The organism is Pseudomonas rhodesiae, from assembly GCF_013285305.1.
Classification (GTDB): Bacteria; Pseudomonadota; Gammaproteobacteria; order Pseudomonadales; family Pseudomonadaceae; genus Aquipseudomonas; species Aquipseudomonas rhodesiae.
The window spans coordinates 3,538,899-3,555,994 of record NZ_CP054205.1 but is presented as its reverse complement, the minus strand read 5'-3'; the positions used below and the strand labels follow the sequence as shown (position 1 = coordinate 3,555,994).

10 protein-coding genes are annotated in these 17,096 nt (G+C 62.2%); 9 read left to right on the top strand and 1 reads right to left on the bottom strand.

Features of this window, described 5'->3' with window-relative positions; all coding sequences use genetic code 11:
• The first annotated feature begins 24 nt into the window (after positions 1 to 24).
• Genes HRH33_RS15915 through moaA form a run of 6 tightly spaced genes read left to right on the top strand, consistent with a single transcriptional unit; the run spans position 25 to position 8,671 of the window.
• Positions 25 to 3,798, top strand: a complete 3,774-nt coding sequence (locus HRH33_RS15915) for a nitrate reductase subunit alpha (protein ID WP_167417482.1) — start codon at positions 25 to 27, stop codon at positions 3,796 to 3,798.
• A 1-nt stretch (position 3,799) separates the two neighbouring features.
• Positions 3,800 to 5,338, top strand: coding sequence for a nitrate reductase subunit beta (gene narH, locus HRH33_RS15910; RefSeq protein WP_034138456.1), 1,539 nt, complete (start codon positions 3,800 to 3,802; stop codon positions 5,336 to 5,338).
• 3 nt (positions 5,339 to 5,341) lie between these two features.
• Positions 5,342 to 6,097 carry a nitrate reductase molybdenum cofactor assembly chaperone gene (narJ, locus tag HRH33_RS15905; RefSeq protein ID WP_034098439.1) on the top strand — a complete coding sequence of 252 codons (756 nt, stop codon included), beginning with the start codon at positions 5,342 to 5,344 and terminating at the stop codon, positions 6,095 to 6,097.
• Positions 6,090 to 6,767 carry a respiratory nitrate reductase subunit gamma gene (narI, locus tag HRH33_RS15900; protein WP_034098438.1) on the top strand — a complete coding sequence of 226 codons (678 nt, stop codon included), beginning with the start codon at positions 6,090 to 6,092 and terminating at the stop codon, positions 6,765 to 6,767. The genes narJ and narI overlap by 8 nt, the downstream gene beginning before the upstream one ends.
• Before the next feature lie 10 nt (positions 6,768 to 6,777).
• Positions 6,778 to 7,683, top strand: coding sequence for a peptidylprolyl isomerase (locus tag HRH33_RS15895; protein ID WP_167417483.1), 906 nt, complete (start codon positions 6,778 to 6,780; stop codon positions 7,681 to 7,683).
• 1 nt (position 7,684) lies between these two features.
• A complete protein-coding gene (moaA, locus tag HRH33_RS15890; RefSeq protein ID WP_167417484.1) occupies positions 7,685 to 8,671 on the top strand; it encodes a GTP 3',8-cyclase MoaA in 987 nt (328 codons plus the stop codon).
• A gap of 82 nt (positions 8,672 to 8,753) precedes the next feature.
• Here moaA and HRH33_RS15885 read toward each other — a convergent pair whose 3' ends face one another.
• Positions 8,754 to 13,949 (bottom strand): dermonecrotic toxin domain-containing protein, encoded by a 5,196-nt coding sequence (locus tag HRH33_RS15885; protein ID WP_167417485.1) that lies wholly within the window; start codon positions 13,947 to 13,949, stop codon positions 8,754 to 8,756.
• Between the two features lie 227 nt (positions 13,950 to 14,176).
• Between HRH33_RS15885 and HRH33_RS15880 the strand changes: the two genes are divergently transcribed.
• From HRH33_RS15880 to HRH33_RS15870, 3 genes are read left to right on the top strand one after another with little or no spacing between them, the layout of a single operon-like run.
• On the top strand, positions 14,177 to 16,168 hold the full coding sequence (locus HRH33_RS15880; RefSeq protein ID WP_167417486.1) for a ribonucleoside triphosphate reductase: 1,992 nt from the start codon (positions 14,177 to 14,179) through the stop codon (positions 16,166 to 16,168).
• Positions 16,169 to 16,187: 19 nt separating this feature from the next.
• Positions 16,188 to 16,343: an anaerobic ribonucleoside-triphosphate reductase gene (nrdD, locus tag HRH33_RS26525; RefSeq protein ID WP_034098430.1), complete on the top strand. Its 156-nt coding sequence runs from the start codon at positions 16,188 to 16,190 to the stop codon at positions 16,341 to 16,343.
• A complete protein-coding gene (locus HRH33_RS15870; protein ID WP_167417487.1) occupies positions 16,340 to 17,035 on the top strand; it encodes an anaerobic ribonucleoside-triphosphate reductase activating protein in 696 nt (231 codons plus the stop codon). The genes nrdD and HRH33_RS15870 overlap by 4 nt, the downstream gene beginning before the upstream one ends.
• Positions 17,036 to 17,096: the final 61 nt, after the last annotated feature.

The following is a 17,096-nucleotide window of genomic DNA, read 5'->3' as shown; positions in this document are numbered from 1 at the left end:
GGCACGCCTGATGAGGAAAGCACCATGAGTCACTTACTGGATCAATTGCGGTTCTTCAACCGCAAGCAAAACGAATTCTCCGAGGGCCACGGCGAGACCCGCAAGGAGTCCCGCGACTGGGAAAACGTCTACCGCTCGCGCTGGCAGTACGACAAGATCGTGCGCTCCACCCATGGCGTGAACTGCACCGGTTCGTGCTCGTGGAAGATCTATGTGAAGAACGGCCTGATCACTTGGGAAACCCAGCAGACCGACTACCCGCGCACCCGTAACGACCTGCCCAACCACGAGCCCCGCGGCTGCCCGCGCGGCGCCAGCTACAGCTGGTACATCTACAGCGCCAACCGCCTCAAGTACCCGAAGATCCGCAAGCCGCTGCTCAAGTTGTGGCGTGAAGCGCGCCTGACCCTGCCACCGGTCGAGGCGTGGGCGAGCATCGTCGAGGACAAGGCCAAGGCCGACTCGTACAAAAGCAAGCGCGGCATGGGCGGTTTCATCCGCTCGAACTGGGAGGAGGTCAACGAGATCATCGCCGCCTCCAACGTCTACACCATCAAGCAATACGGCCCGGACCGTATCGTCGGCTTCTCGCCGATCCCGGCCATGTCCATGGTCAGCTATGCCGCCGGTTCGCGTTACCTGTCGCTGCTGGGCGGGGTGTGCCTGAGCTTCTACGACTGGTACTGCGACCTGCCACCGGCCTCGCCGATGGTGTGGGGCGAGCAGACCGACGTGCCGGAATCGGCCGACTGGTACAACTCCAACTACATCATCGCCTGGGGTTCCAACGTCCCGCAGACCCGCACCCCCGACGCGCACTTTTTCACCGAGGTGCGCTACAAGGGCACCAAGACCGTGGCTATCACCCCGGACTATTCGGAGGTGGCCAAGCTCACCGACCTGTGGCTCAACCCCAAACAGGGCACCGACGCCGCCCTGGCCCAGGCGTTCAACCATGTGATCTTCAAAGAGTTTCACCTGGACAAGCCGAGCGCCTACTTCACCGACTACGCCAAGCGTTACACCGACCTGCCGGTGCTGGTGATGCTCAAGCCCATGAGCGGCTTCGCGCCGGGCGCGGGCTTCCAGCCGGATCGTTTCCTGCGCGCCTCGGACCTCACCGGCAACCTCGGCCAGGACAACAACCCGGAATGGAAAACCATCGCCCTCGACGCGAGCGGCGAGCTGGTCTCGCCACAAGGCGCCATCGGCTACCGCTGGGGCGAGAAGGGCAAGTGGAACATCCTTGCCAAAGAGGGCGGTGAAGGGCGCGCCATCGACCTCAAGCTCAGCCTGATCGGTGACGACGTGGCCGAAGTCGCGTTCCCGTACTTTGCCGGCGAAGCCCACGAGCATTTCCAGCATGTGGCCGGCGACGCCGTGCAGTTCCGTCGCGTACCAGTACACAGCGTGACCCTGGCCGACGGCAGCGTGGCCAAGGTCGCCACCGTGTTCGACCTGTCGGCGGCCAACCTGGCCATCGACCGTGGCCTGGGCGGCAGCAATGTGGCCAAGGACTACAACGACGCCAGCGTACCGGGCACCCCGGCGTGGCAGGAAGCGATCACCGGGGTCAGCCGCGAGAAAGCCATCCAGATCGCCCGTGAGTTCGCCGACAACGCCGACAAAACCCGTGGGCGTTCGATGATCATCGTCGGCGCAGCGATGAACCACTGGTACCACATGGACATGAACTACCGCGGGCTGATCAATATGCTCATGCTCTGCGGTTGCGTCGGCCAGACCGGCGGCGGCTGGGCCCACTACGTCGGCCAGGAAAAACTGCGCCCGCAATGCGGCTGGCTGCCCCTGGCCTTCGGCCTGGACTGGAGCCGCCCGCCACGCCAGATGAACGGCACCAGCTTCTTCTACGGCCACAGCTCCCAGTGGCGCCACGAGAAGATGAACATGCACGACGTGCTCTCGCCCCTGGCCGACAAAGCACAGTTCCCCACCCATGCCTTGGACTACAACATCCGCGCCGAACGCGCCGGCTGGTTGCCCAGTGCGCCGCAGCTCAACGCCAACCCGCTGCACATTTGCCGTGACGCCGCCGCCGCCGGCATGGACCCCAAAGACTATGTGGTCAAGTCCTGGCAGGACGGCAGCCTGCGCTTTGCCTGCGAGCAGCCGGACAGCCCGGTGAACTTCCCGCGCAACATGTTTATCTGGCGCTCCAACCTGCTCGGGTCCTCAGGCAAGGGCCACGAGTACATGCTCAAGTACCTGCTGGGCACCAAGAACGGCGTGATGAACGAAGACATCGGGTTTGGCGGTGAAAGCAAGCCCACCGAAGCCGAGTGGGTCGACGACGGGGCCATCGGCAAGCTGGATCTGGTGACCACTTTGGATTTCCGCATGTCGTCTACCTGCGTGTATTCCGACATCGTCCTGCCGACCGCCACCTGGTACGAAAAAGACGACATGAACACCTCGGACATGCACCCGTTTATCCACCCGTTGTCGGCAGCCATCGACCCGGCGTGGGAGTCGCGTTCGGACTGGGAAATCTACAAAGGCATCGCCAAGGCGTTCTCGGCCATGGCCGTCGGGCACCTGGGTGTCGAGCAAGACCTGGTGACCGTACCGCTGATGCACGACAGCGTCGGCGAGCTGGCCCAGCCGTTTGGCGGCACCGACTGGAAAAGCGCCGGGGTGGCACCGGTGCCGGGCAAGAACGCGCCGAACATGGCGGTGGTGGAGCGCGACTACCCGAATATCTATAAGAAATTCACGTCCCTGGGCCCGATGCTGGAAAAACTCGGCAACGGCGGCAAGGGCATCAATTGGAACACCGACGATGAAGTGGCGTTCCTGGGCGAACTGAACCACCACGAAGGCGACGCCGGCGTCAGTCACGGCCGGCCGAAGATCGACACGGCTATCGACGCGGCCGAGGTGATTCTGTCGTTGGCCCCGGAAACCAACGGCCATGTGGCAGTCAAGGCCTGGGCGGCGTTGTCGGAATTCACTGGTATCGACCACAGCCACCTGGCCTTGCCCAAGGCCCACGAAGCGATCCGCTTCCGCGATATCCAGGCGCAGCCGCGCAAGATCATCTCCAGCCCCACCTGGTCGGGCCTGGAAGACGAGCATGTGAGCTACAACGCCGGCTACACCAACGTGCATGAAAACATCCCATGGCGCACCATCACCGGCCGCCAGCAGTTCTACCAGGATCACCCGTGGATGCAGGCCTTCGGCGAGCAGCTGATGAGCTACCGGCCACCGGTCAACACCCGCACCATCGCCGGCGTGAAAGGCAAGCGCAGCAATGGCGAAACCGAGATCGTGCTGAACTGGATCACCCCGCACCAGAAGTGGGGCATCCACAGCACCTACAGCGACAACCTGCTGATGCTCACCCTGAGCCGTGGCGGCCCGATTGTGTGGCTCTCGGAAATCGACGCCCAGCGTGCCGGCATCGAGGACAACGACTGGATTGAATGCTTCAACGTCAACGGTGCCTTGACCGCCCGTGCGGTGGTCAGCCAGCGCGTCAAGGAAGGCATGGTGATGATGTACCACGCCCAGGAACGCATCGTGAACGTGCCGGGTTCGGAAACCACCAAGACCCGTGGCGGCCACCACAACTCGGTGACCCGCGTAGTGCTCAAGCCGACCCACATGATCGGCGGCTACGCCCAGCAAGCCTACGGTTTCAACTATTACGGCACGGTCGGTTGCAACCGCGACGAATTCGTCGTGGTGCGCAAGATGGCCAAGGTCGACTGGCTCGATGGCTCCAGCGGCGATGACCTGCCGCGCCCATTGCCGACCGATATCGAGGAGAACTGAGATGAAGATTCGCTCACAGATCGGCATGGTGCTGAACCTGGACAAATGCATCGGCTGCCACACCTGCTCGATCACCTGCAAAAACGTGTGGACCAGCCGCGAAGGCATGGAGTACGCCTGGTTCAACAACGTCGAATCCAAACCCGGCATCGGCTACCCCAAAGAGTGGGAAAACCAGGACAAATGGAAAGGCGGCTGGGTGCGCAATGCCAACGGCTCGATCAACCCGCGCATCGGCGGTAAGTTCCGGGTGCTGGCGAACATCTTCGCCAACCCCGACCTGCCAAGCCTGGACGACTACTACGAACCGTTCGACTTCGATTACCAGCACCTGCACACCGCACCGTTGGGTGAGCACCAGCCCACCGCGCGGCCGCGCTCGGTGGTGTCGGGCAAGCGCATGGAAAAGATCGAGTGGGGCCCCAACTGGGAGGAAATCCTCGGCACCGAGTTCGCCAAGCGCCGCAAGGACAAGAACTTCGATCAGATCCAGGCCGATATTTATGGCGAGTACGAAAACACCTTCATGATGTACCTGCCGCGCCTGTGCGAGCACTGCCTCAACCCGGCGTGCGCGGCGTCGTGCCCCAGCGGCGCGATCTACAAGCGCGAAGAAGACGGCATCGTGCTGATCGACCAGGAAAAATGCCGGGGCTGGCGCATGTGCATCAGCGGCTGCCCGTACAAGAAAATCTACTTCAACTGGAAAAGCGGCAAGTCCGAGAAGTGCATCTTCTGCTACCCGCGTATCGAAGCCGGCATGCCCACCGTGTGCGCCGAAACCTGCGTGGGGCGCATCCGCTACCTCGGGGTGCTGCTGTACGATGCCGACCGCATCAGCGAAGTGGCCAGCACTGCCAACGAGCAAGACCTGTACGAAAAACAGCTGGAAATCTTCCTCGACCCGAACGACCCGGCGGTGATCCGCCAGGCCCTGGCCGATGGCGTGCCGCAGTCGGTGATCGACTCGGCCCAGCGTTCGCCAGTGTACAAAATGGCGGTGGACTGGAAACTCGCGCTGCCGCTGCACCCGGAATACCGCACCTTGCCGATGGTTTGGTACGTGCCGCCGCTGTCGCCGATCCAGAACGCTGCGGCCGCTGGCACCGTGGGCATGAACGGGGTGATCCCGGATGTGGACAGCCTGCGTATTCCGCTGCGCTACCTGGCCAATATGCTCACCGCCGGCGATGAAAAACCGGTCAAGCGCGCACTCAAGCGCCTGTTGGCGATGCGCGCCTACAAGCGCTCCCAGCAGGTCGAGGGCGTGCAGGATTTGCAAGTGCTGCGCGACGTCGACCTGAGCGTGGAGCAGGTGGAAGAGATGTACCGCTACCTGGCCATCGCCAACTACGAAGACCGTTTCGTGGTGCCCAGCGCCCACCGTGAAGACGCCATGAGCGACGCGTTCGCCGAGCGCTCCGGCTGTGGTTTCAGCTTTGGCAGCGGCTGCAGCGGCAGTTCCGACACCAATATGTTCGGAGCCAAAAAGGCCAACCGCCGCGACGTGCTGAAAACCGTCCAGATCTGGGAGGACTGAGCCATGCGCATTCTTAAAGTGATTTCGCTGCTGCTGGACTACCCCACCGAGACCTTGGTGAACGGCCGCGACGAACTGGAACAAGCGATTCTCGAAGCACGGGAAATCAGCCCCAAGCAACGCGGCGCGCTGTTCGAATTGCTGGAGCTGATCTGCGGCAACGATCTGATGGATGGCCAGGAACACTACGGCGCGTTGTTTGGCCGTGGTCGCTCGCTGTCGCTGCTGTTGTTCGAGCATGTACACGGCGAGTCCCGGGACCGGGGCCAGGCCATGGTCGACATGATGGCCCAGTACGAAGCCGCCGGGTTCGCCATCGGCGTCAAGGAGCTGCCGGACTATATCCCGCTGTACCTGGAGTTCCTGTCCACCCGCGAAGACATCGAGGCCCGTGAGGGCCTGGCGGATGTGGCGCACCTGCTGGCCTTGCTGGCTGCGCGGCTGGAGGAGCGTGAGAGCGGCTATGCCAGTTGCTTGCGCGCGCTGTTGCAGATAGCCGGCGCGGAGCCGCACCAGGCCGTGGCCGAACTGCGCGCCCAGGTGGCCGCCGAGCCGCGCGATGACTCCCTCGAAGCCCTGGACAAGGTCTGGGAAGAAGAGGCCGTGGACTTTATGCAGGCCGAGCAACAGGACCGTTGCAGTGCGATGCCGAGCGCGCCGGGCAAAGCCCGTGAAGAAAGCGCGGTGCCGTTGCATTGGGTGGATTTTCAGCAAGAAGGCCGGGCCGCAGTGCCCGCCGGGGAGGTGGGTAATGTCTAAGTGGAATTTGCTGGTATTCGGGATCTACCCCTACGTGGCCCTGGCGATCTGCCTGTTGGGCAGTTGGGCGCGGTTCGACTTGTCGCAGTACACCTGGAAGGCCGGCTCCAGCCAGATGCTCAATAACCGGGGCATGCGCGTGGCGAGCAACTTCTTCCATATCGGCGTGCTGTTCGTGCTGGCCGGGCACTTTGTCGGCCTGCTGACGCCAGCGTCGGTCTATCACCATGTGATCAGCACCGAGCACAAGCAACTGTTGGCGATGGTGTCCGGCGGCTTCTTCGGCCTGCTGTGCCTGGTGGGCCTGCTGATGTTGGTCAAGCGCCGCCTGGGCGATCCGCGGGTGCGCGCCACATCGAGCCCCTCCGACATCCTGATCCTGCTGGTGTTGCTGGCGCAGTTGCTGCTGGGGCTGCTGACCATCGTGGCCTCCACTGGGCATATGGACGGCTCGGTGATGGTGATGCTTGCCGACTGGGCCCAGAACGTGGTGCTGCTGCGTCCGATTGAAGCGGCGGAGTCGATCGCGCCGGTGTCGCTGATCTACAAGGCGCACGTGGCGCTGGGCTTGAGCCTGTTTGTGCTGTTCCCGTTTACCCGTCTGGTGCATATGGTCAGCGCACCGATCTGGTACCTGGGGCGTCGTTATCAAATCGTGCGGCAGAAGTGAGGAGCACACCATGACTAGCGGATGCGGATGTGGCGGCAGTAACGGCGGCAGCGGCGGTTGCGGTTCGGCGGCCCAGGAACCGGTGCTTGAAGTCCCGGTAGCGCTGGAGCCTGAATTGATCGCCAGCAGTGAACAGCAATGGCCGATCATCAGCGTCAACGGCGTGGCGATCACGCCGGAGGCGATGGCCCTGGAGGTGCAGTATCACCCGGCGCAAAGCCGCGAAGAGGCGGTGTACCTGGCCGCCCGCGCCCTGGTGATCCGCGAGCTGTTGCAGCAGCGCATCGCCGCGCTGGGGTTGGCGGTGGACATCGGCGCCGGCGAGAACCCAGAAGAAGCGGCCACGCGCCTGCTGCTGGAGCGGGAAGTGAAGGTGCCCGAGTGCGACGAGGCCACCTGCGTGCGCTTCTTCGAGAACAATCGCGGGCGCTTCCACAGCGCGCCGTTGCTGGCGGTGCGGCACATCCTGCTCGAATGCGCGCCGGACGATGCCGAGGCCCGCCACCTGGCCCATGTGCAGGCCGAAGTCCTGCTGCTGAGCCTGACCCAGAACCCCGGTAGTTTCGCCGAGCTGGCGCTCAAGTACTCCGCGTGTCCGTCCAAGGCACAGGGCGGCTCCCTGGGCCAGGTCAGCAAAGGCCAGACCGTGCCCGAACTGGAGCGCCAACTGTTCACCCTGGCACCGGGCCTGGCGGATAAACCGTTGGAAAGCCGCTACGGCTGGCACGTGATCAGCGTTGATCAGCGCATCGAAGGCCAGGCGCTGCCGTACGAAGCGGTGGCCACGGCGATTCGCACCCAACTGCAACAGGGCGTATGGCAGAAGGCGCTGGTGCAGTACCTGCAAACCCTGATCGGCGCGGCGGACATTCGCGGCATCGCGCTGCAGGGCGCCGACTCGCCGCTGGTGCAGTGACATGAGCCTGGTGGATGGGGTAGGCCGCTCGATTGACTACCTGCGGTTGTCGGTGACCGACCGTTGTGATTTTCGCTGTGTGTACTGCATGGCGAAAAACATGACGTTCCTGCCGCGCCAGCAGGTGCTGACCCTCGAAGAGCTGGAGCGCCTGGCCGCGTTGTTTGTCGGCCAGGGCGTGCGCAAGATTCGCCTGACCGGCGGTGAGCCGTTGATTCGCCCGGGCATTGTCGGCCTGTGCCGCAACATTGCCGCGTTGCCGGGCCTGCGCGAACTGGTGATGACCAGCAACGGTTCACAACTGGCGAGGCTGGCCCGGCCCTTGGTGGAGGCGGGCGTCAAGCGCATGAATATCAGCCTCGACAGCCTCGACCCCCAACGCTTTCGCGCAATCACCCGCAACGGTGATCTGCGCCAGGTGCTGGACGGTATCGAAGCCGCGCGCAACGCCGGCTTCGAACGGGTCAAGCTCAACTGCGTGGTGATGAACGGGCGCAACTTCGGTGAAGTGCCGGCCTTGGTGCGCTACGCCATCGAGCAGGGCATCGACATCAGTTTTATCGAGGAAATGCCCCTGGGCGATGTGGGGCGCTCACGCGGCGAGAGCTTCTGTGCCAGCGACGACGTACGCGCGCTGATCGCTCGTGAACATGGGCTGCTCGACAGCACGGAAAACAGCGGCGGCCCGGCGCGCTACGTGCGCTTGGTGCAACATCCGCAGACGCGGATCGGCTTTATCTCGCCCAATTCCCATAACTTTTGCGGCAGCTGCAATCGGGTCAGGATGACCGTCGAAGGGCAGTTGTTGCTGTGCCTGGGGCAGGACAAGGCCGTGGATTTTCGTAGCTTGCTGCGGCGCTATCCATTGGAGGATGGGCCGTTGATCGCAGCCTTGCATCAAGGGTTGAAGGGCAAGCCGTTGCGGCATGATTTCAGCGGGGACGGCGAGGTGCAGGTGGTGCGTTTTATGAATATGAGTGGAGGATAGAAGCGCCCATGGGGGCATGCCCGGCCCCAGGCGCTGCAAGGCAGCGCCTGGGGCTCGCGGTCAGTGTGGCGAACTCGATGGCCTAGGCCGCCGCCTCCGGCGCTTCATAGGCATGCTCGTAAGCTTGTTTGGGTTGGTTGATCAATTGATCCAGCCAGTCTGGATCGGTGGGGTCCATACGGCCTTTGGGCCCATCCAGTATTTTCAGCCCACTGGCTTGCCATTCGGTCATTACCGCTTTGAGTCGGCCCGTGTACTCACTGGCCGGGCAGGCGATGTCGGTCCAGGGATCGACAATCCAGGCATCGCGCCAGATGGCCTCGGAAAAATCACGGGTCGCCGGCGGTCGTTCCAAAGGGCCGCCAATTACGGTGAACGCATGGGCATCCCCCGCCGACCATTCATAAGCGCGCCCCCCGCTTTTGGTGACAATGTCCTTTGACAGCAGGCTCATTTCCCCGCAGTTACCGGCGCCGGCCTTGAGGATCATGTCACCCCGATTGGCTGCACGGGGGGTGTTGAGACGGCGCATCCATCCCAGGGTGTGGGAGGCCGCTTCGGCGCGCGCAATATCGCTGGCGGACCGCAGCTGATTACCGGGGCCCAGGCCCGTGGCCTTGAGCGCGCGGTTGACCGACGCGTTGGTGCTTTTTGCGTAGAACGCGTTTTTTTGCTCGGCCGTTAACGTGCTGAATGCGGCAGGCTTGTTCAGAGGCAGGACCCTTGCGGGCTTGAGGGCGATATCGGGCTTTTCGATGGCGTGGCGACTTTGCAATTGATAGACCACCTCGCGTTTCTGTTCGGCGGTCATGCCTGAAACGCTGGATTTGAGCTCCTGGATCTGGGCATCGGTGTAGCCGTTTTTCTTCAACAGTTTCAACGCCTTGTCCAGGGGTGGCAGGGCGACCAGGTCGGCGTCGAACGGCACCGCGTTGGCGCCTTGACGCTGGGTCAGTTCACTGCGGTATTGCTTGACCAGGTCCAGGTCCGACGGGGTGGCTTCGCAGCGGATGAAATTGACTTTGCCGGTCTGGCCGTCCGTGATCAGCGCTTTATAGAACTCTGCGGTGTCCGCTTCGACGATCAGGTATCGGCGCGTGTCGGCGGGGTTGGAACTGGCAACGACGATGCCCCGGACTTCCCGCGAATCGTTACAAGCGTCGCTGATACTGCCCAGCTTGACGACATAAGTGCGATCGCGCAGAAACTCACTTTCGCTGTTGCCATAGAGACCGAACCGCGCGTTCTTACTGATATCGCCCTTGACCACGGTTTTGTATTTGATGTGGGTTTTGCCTGGCAGTGGCACCAGTTTGTTGCCCAGTTCGGTATCCATCACGCGATTGAGGCGCTTCTCGAAAATGACTTCCCGATCCGCATTGAACAAGGACTTGCGTGGAGCAGGGAACAGCCGAACGTGCTCCAGCGATTGCAGCTCTTTGCCCGCCGTGTCATTGACCGGCTCCAGCGCTTTGACGAAGCACAGGTCATTGGCGCCGCGTTTGGCTCTGCCGGACAGGGAGGTAGGCGCCGGGCAACTATTCTCAAATGCGTCGAGGCGGTCCGCGCGTTCGGTGGACTGCAAATCGCTCAACAGCCCAGGCTGGTCGGTGTCGTAGCGATAGACCTTCTCGCCGTCCACCAGATCGAAGCCGTTGGTGCGAGCGATGGTGTAGGCGTCGGACGACACGGACGGGTCGATGACCAGAGCGGCCGACCCATCGGCAAAACGTTCCTCGCCAATCGGCAGCGGCGTGTCGTTCACGGTGGTGCCTGGGGCCGCGTTGCGACCCAGCGCAACCGTGTCTCCGATCGCCGTGCCTTCGCTGGAAACTGCGAAGGGGTCCTCGGGACGCTCGGCGGCACCGACGGCGAACAGGGTGTTGAGTACGCCATCGAGGGCTTTAGCGGCGCCTTCGCGCCGTTCGGACTCGGTGTCCCCCGAGATGGATTTTTCCACCCCTAGGACGCCCTCGGCGATGCCGGTCAGGAACGCCAGAGCCGCCACCGGTTCGGCAATGGGGGCCAGCTTCCCCAGCAGGCCGGCGGCCACGGAAAGGTCGTTCAGCCAGGTATCGCGTGTGACTTCATCATTGGATTTGATGGTGACATCCGCGTCACGGCTCATGCGTTGACAGGTTTGCCGCATCACACTGTCGAAAACATCGCCTGTGATCCGGAAGTTGCCTTTGTCGATCACCGTGCCCTCCAGGTTGTCCCAGTAGCCCGTGCTCAAGTTACGCAAGGCAGTATCGACGCCTTCCTCCGGGCGCTCCCCGATCAACTGGTCCCCCAGCGGAATGATCGCCTTGAAGAGGCTCACGACGGTGCTGCTGGATTTATCCTGGCGATCCGACAGGCTGAAGTGCGACGCCAAGGCGTTGCGTTTGTCCGGGTCTTTGCATTCATCGGCGATCCATTTGTCCATGCTGCCGAGGGATGAGAACCTCAGGAATTCTGGGGAGTGACCTGGAATGTACAGAATCTGCCGCCCATCCCGCCGGTCTTTGAGGTAGCGGTATTGGCCGTCGTCCAACTCGGTGAAGCGCAAGATATCGGTGGACTTGAAACCATTGATATCCAGCGCATGTACACGGACCTTGTCCTTGACCGGGGCACGCGCCTGCAGCGCCTCCACGGGCACCGGTTGCTTGGGGTCTACCGGGACGTTGGAGGCGGCTTTCATGACCAGCTCATAGTCGCTGCGGGTCAAGCGCGCCTCGGCCGGCAAGCGCTCGCGGTCTTCGGGGCTGGCTTTTTCGTACGTTTCCAGTTGGCTGCGGGCGCTGTAAATAAACTGGCCTTTGAGGGTGTCACGGTATTTATCGGCGTTGTCCGCCCAGAAACTGTCCAGTTTGTCGGTCATGTGTTTCTGGAAGTCAGTTGACCAGGCTTCATGCATGATCTGCGAGGGCGCCAGGGGAAACTCGTTGTGCTTGCCATAGCCTCCCGAGTGGCTTTTGCCGGGGCCGTCGGTGTACAGACCCGCTTCGGAGTCGAGGTTGTTAGGCACTCCATCGTTTTCCGAAAAGTTGTTGAGCAACGCGTCGGGCAAACGCAGTGATGACTTCGGTTCCTCGCCCATGTGCTCCCATCCGGTCTGGGTGTCTGCACTTTGCGAGCCATTGAATCGATTCAGATAAAGGGTATCGGCATCGACGACCTTGCCGGTCAATTTCAGGATGATTGCTTCGGCCCACTTTTTCGCCTCCTGGCGCACATCCGGCAAATCCCGATTGACGTTGAACATAAGCGTGGCGAAATCACGCTTGTCGGCCTTCGACTTGGCCACTGCCGCGAACTGCGCCTGAGCCTGGCGATTGAGGTTGGCAAGGGCTGCGGCAGATCGACCGGCGGCAGGCCGCAGCGGGTCGTCTGCTGCAATCGGATCAAAGGCCTGCTGTGTATTCAAGTGTGTGATGCGGGCCCGTTGGGAGGTGCTGTCAGCCTGGAGCGATTCGCCCTGGAAGTCGGCCACCACGCCCACCGGGGTGGCAATGAAAGCGTTGCCGGGTGCGATCTGCAGCGATTGATCGGGGGAAGGGGCGATGACTTGAGCCACCTTAATGATCGGCCCGGCAATATCGCCCCAGCCGGATGTGTCTGTCGGTGAGAGCACGGTGACGTCGTCGGCTTTTTTGACCAGCAACGTGCCCGTGGAGGGGATCAGCTCCAGCTGGGCCAGATCGAAGCCCTTGACCTTCATCCATTCTTGCACCGCCGGATGATCGAACAGGCTGCGATACAGCTCCAGCCACTGACCTAACGCCGTTTGAGTGGGCACGCGCACCCATGCAGGCGCCTCACCCCGGTTCGCTTTGCTTAATTCATCGGTGAAAGCGTTGAGCAACCGTCGCTCGTGGACATCGTTAGGGGACGATTGGCGAGGGGCAGGGGTGATGGCCTGGATCGCGGCGGTTCTTTTAGCCTGGACCGTACGTGAACGCTCGTCGCTCGGCTGCGCGTGCTCGCGCAACGCTTCGAAACCTGAGCGGTGGAGGGCGGCGCAATGCTTGAGCATCTCTACCTGGGTGGCGTGAGCGACGGGCTCACCATAGAAATTGAGGACGGTCCTTGGATCGACTTCGGCCCCGGGGTAGCTGAGTTCGGCCGCTGAGCCCGCCGCGATAGACCTGGCTTTCTCCAGGATGGGCGCGGCAACGGCGGCCCATGCGGAATCGTCTTCAAGCGTAAAACGGCGACGCTGACCGTTGGCGACGGCGCTCAAGGTGCCCGACCGGGCCTCAATGCGCAGGCTACCGATGTCGATCCCTTTGTCTCTGGCAAAGCTTTTGAACGCCTCACTGGACAGCGATTGGCGGTAAGCCTCCCACGCCACGCCGAACGTAGATGCGGGTGCGGCGCCGAGCGCATCGGTCGTGTCGCTCCAGACCGCCGATGTGCTGTGCTGGTTGTACAGGTAGATAGCGCAGGCGTGCGCCAGAGCCCTGTCCCATTGCTCGACGGTTTGCGCTGGGGAAAGGTTACGTCTGGACGGCGGCAGCGCCTCTGGCTCATGGCTGAGGTGGGTGGCTAAGGCGTCGATGGCGTCTCTCTGTTTTTGCCTGACGCGTTGGTAGTCCGATGCGCCGTCGTTCGCGCCCGGCTCTCGATGTAAGCGCAGTGAAGGAAAGTCCCGGGTTTGCTTCAATCGGGTAATGGCGCGCAGGGTGCTGGGCAGGTCGGTCGCCCGTGCAGTTGCGTAAAAGTCGCCGATGACGTCCACAGGCGCGCGGTGTGCCCCCGTGAATTCGAAGGCGCCTGACAACGTTGGCATCAACTCCCGCGCGGCGGCAAGCAGATCCGCAGAGACCTTGTTCCATGCCGGATTGTTTCGGGTCAGCTTCATCGGCACGCCATGGCTGACCCATTCCAGTCGGCCCTCTGAGGGGAACACTTTGAAGTGCGCCAAGTTGATGTTTTTGTTGCGCGCGAACGAAGCGAAGGGTTCTTGCTTGAGCGTGGCGGTAAACCGCGCCAGCGCTTGGCCGAACGTCGAGTTGGCCGGGATGTCGTCGACGGTCGCCGCGGGTGGAGGGGCTGTCGGGTTGGCAAGCAATGCTATCGCTCTGTCCATCAGCGCGGCGGAAAACGAACAGCTCAATAAATAATCTTCGTCCTTCACCAGAAAATCCGCGTTCTTCTTTGCGGCGGCGGTGACCGCGTCGTCCGGCGCTGCGCGCTTTGATCGGCCACTGTTGAGCGTTTCGCCGGGGCGCGACGTGTTCACAGACAGTGTGTTTTCCAGCGCCGGGGCGACGGTTGCAAAGCGCTGCATTGGGGATTGAGCTGTTCGCATAGAACTTCTTCGCTGTGAGTGGAGATCCCTTCTGTGTGGAGAGCACCTGGCGAAGGTTCCAGTGACGGCTCTCGGTGGGTGCTTACCCGAACGCGTTTGCCAACCTTGATCCCGGTCAATTTCGATTGGCGTGGTTCGCCGTAAAGTCACTGCATATTGTGTTTTCGTATAAAAAACCACCTATATGTAGTGTCCGGAGATCACTTATGCAAAGTGTGTCGAGCCCGCTGGTCAGCACCCTGTTACACAAACGCGACGGCACACGGGTCGCCTTCGACGCCGAAAAAATCCGCCAGGCATTGATCGCCGCCGGCACGGCCACTGGCGAATATCAGCCCGCCGATGTGGACCTGCTATTGGGCGCCGTGCTCGCGCGTTTGCGCGGTATCGAACGGCTCGACGTCGAGCAGATCCAGGACAGTGTCGAACGGGTGCTGATGGATGCCGGCTTCTTTCTGTCGATGCGCGCCTATATCGTCTATCGCGAGCAACACGGGCGTCTGCGCCGCGACCGCAAGACCCTGGTGGAAGTCGCCACCTCCATGAACGAATACCTCGACCGCGAAGACTGGCGCGTGCAGGCCAATGCCAACCAGGGTTATTCCCTGGGCGGGCTGGTGTTGAACGTGGCGGGCAAGGTCACGGCCAATTACTGGTTGGATGAGGTCTACAGCCAGCAGATCGGCCAGGCACACCGCGAGGCGGATCTGCATATTCATGATCTGGACATGCTTGCCGGTTACTGCGCCGGCTGGTCGCTGCGCTCGTTGCTGCACGAAGGCCTCAACGGCGTGCCGGGCCGGGTGGAGGCGGGGCCGCCCAAGCACCTGAGCAGCGCCTTGGGACAGATGGTCAACTTCCTCGGCACCCTGCAGAACGAATGGGCCGGCGCCCAAGCGTTCAGCTCGTTCGACACCTACCTGGCGCCCTATGTGCGCAAGGATCAGTTGAGTTACCCCGAGGTGCGCCAGGCGCTGCAGGAATTTATCTATAACCTCAATGTACCGTCGCGCTGGGGCACCCAAACGCCGTTTACCAACCTGACTTTCGACTGGGTGTGCCCACAGGATTTGCGCGAGCAGATCCCGGTGATCGGTGGCGAAGAAATGCCATTTGCCTACGGCGATCTGCAAGCGGAAATGGAGCTGATCAACCGCGCCTATATCGAGGTGATGCAGGCCGGGGATGCCAAGGGGCGCGTGTTCACGTTTCCGATTCCCACCTACAACATCACCCACGATTTTCCGTGGGACAGCCCCAACGCCGACCGCCTGTTCGAGATGACCGCACGCTACGGACTGCCGTATTTCCAGAACTTTCTCAACTCCGATATGCAGCCCAATCAGGTGCGTTCGATGTGCTGCCGCCTGCAACTGGATGTGCGCGAATTGCTCAAACGCGGCGGCGGTTTGTTCGGTTCGGCGGAGCAAACCGGCAGCCTCGGGGTGGTGACGATCAACTGCGCGCGCCTGGGCTACCTGTTCAAGGGCGACACCTCGGGCTTGCTGCAACGCCTGGATCATCTGATGCAGCTGGCCATGGAAAGCCTTGAGGTCAAGCGCAAGGTCATCCAGCGCCACATGGACGCCGGCCTGTACCCCTACACCAAGCGTTACCTGGGGACCTTGCGCAATCACTTCTCCACCATCGGCCTCAATGGCATGCACGAGATGCTGCGCAACTTCAGCGGTGACGAGCAGGGCATGCACACCGAACAGGGGCGCGCCTTTGCCCTCAAGCTGCTCGACCATGTACGTGCCACATTGCTGCGCTTCCAGGAAGAAACCGGCCATCTCTACAACCTCGAAGCGACGCCGGCCGAAGGCACCACCTACCGCTTCGCCAAGGAAGACCGCAAACGCTTCCCGGACATTCTGCAAGCCGGCAGCGACTTCGCGCCGTATTACACCAACTCCTCGCAATTGCCCGTGGGCTTTACCCAAGACCCGTTCGAAGCCTTGGAACTGCAAGACGAACTGCAATGCAAATACACCGGCGGCACGGTGCTGCACCTGTACATGGCCGAGCAGATCTCTTCGACCCAGGCTTGCAAGCAATTGGTGCGTAAAGCCCTGGGACGCTTCCATCTGCCGTACCTGACGATTACCCCGACGTTTTCCATCTGCCCAGTGCACGGCTACCTGGCGGGGGAACACGAGTTCTGCCCCAAATGCGATGAAACCCTCGGCTACGTTTGATCCCCCAAGGAGACTCACCATGCAAACTGCGCAACCCCAACGTCAACGCTGTGAAGTCTGGACCCGCGTCATGGGCTATCACCGGCCCGTGTCGGCGTTCAACCCCGGCAAGCAATCCGAGCATAAGGAGCGCGTGCACTTCACCGAAACGGCTGCCGCGGCTGGGCGCCAATGACGCGAGCACTAAGGGTCGGGGGCCTGGTGCCCCTGACCACCCTCGACTACCCCGGCATGCTCGCCAGCGTGCTGTTCTGCCAAGGCTGCGCCTGGCGCTGTCGTTATTGCCATAACCCGGACTTGATCCCACCGCGCGGTAGCGCAGAGGTGGATTGGCGCCGGGTTTTGCTGTTTTTGCAGCGGCGTCAGGATCTGCTCGACGCGGTGGTGTTCAGCGGCGGCGAACCGACGCTGCAGGAAGGCCTGCCGGCGGCCATGGACGAAGTGCGCGAGATGGGTTTTCGCATCGGTCTGCACAGCGCCGGCATCAAACCCGCCAGCTTTGCCAATGCGCTGGCCCATGCCGATTGGGTCGGGTTCGATGTCAAGGCATTGGCCGAAGACTGCCAATCCATCACCCAGGTCAAGGGCAGCGGCGCCGCCAACTGGCACAGCCTCGACGCCTTGCTGGCCAGCGGCGTCGACTACGAATGCCGCACCACGGTGCACTGGCACCTGATCGACCCGCCACGCCTGTTGCGCCTGGCCCAGCGTTTGCAAGCCAGTGGCGTGAAGCGCTTCGCCGTGCAGATAGTCCGTACCGCCACCATGCTCGATACACAGTTGGCGTGCGCGCCGATACAAACGGCGCTGCCGGAGTTGTGGGCGCGGATGCGCGAGTTGTTTCCGGCGTTTGTGTTGCGAGGGTGAGCCCTCCACAGGATTTTTTATCGATGCTGCCCCCCGTGGGCAGGCCTTCATCAAGGAATGT

Excerpts from the sequence above, each read along its gene's own strand:
- HRH33_RS15915 (WP_167417482.1), top strand. The coding sequence starts at position 25 with ATGAGTCACTTACTGGATCAATTGCGGTTCTTCAACCGCAAGCAAAAC.
- narH (WP_034138456.1), top strand. The coding sequence starts at position 3,800 with ATGAAGATTCGCTCACAGATCGGCATGGTGCTGAACCTGGACAAATGC.
- narI (WP_034098438.1), top strand. The coding sequence starts at position 6,090 with ATGTCTAAGTGGAATTTGCTGGTATTCGGGATCTACCCCTACGTGGCC.
- HRH33_RS15880 (WP_167417486.1), top strand. The coding sequence starts at position 14,177 with ATGCAAAGTGTGTCGAGCCCGCTGGTCAGCACCCTGTTACACAAACGC.
- HRH33_RS15870 (WP_167417487.1), top strand. The coding sequence starts at position 16,340 with ATGACGCGAGCACTAAGGGTCGGGGGCCTGGTGCCCCTGACCACCCTC.
- HRH33_RS15885 (WP_167417485.1), bottom strand. The coding sequence starts at position 13,949 with ATGCAGCGCTTTGCAACCGTCGCCCCGGCGCTGGAAAACACACTGTCT.
- narJ (WP_034098439.1), top strand. The coding sequence starts at position 5,342 with ATGCGCATTCTTAAAGTGATTTCGCTGCTGCTGGACTACCCCACCGAG.
- HRH33_RS15895 (WP_167417483.1), top strand. The coding sequence starts at position 6,778 with ATGACTAGCGGATGCGGATGTGGCGGCAGTAACGGCGGCAGCGGCGGT.
- moaA (WP_167417484.1), top strand. The coding sequence starts at position 7,685 with ATGAGCCTGGTGGATGGGGTAGGCCGCTCGATTGACTACCTGCGGTTG.
- nrdD (WP_034098430.1), top strand. The coding sequence starts at position 16,188 with ATGCAAACTGCGCAACCCCAACGTCAACGCTGTGAAGTCTGGACCCGC.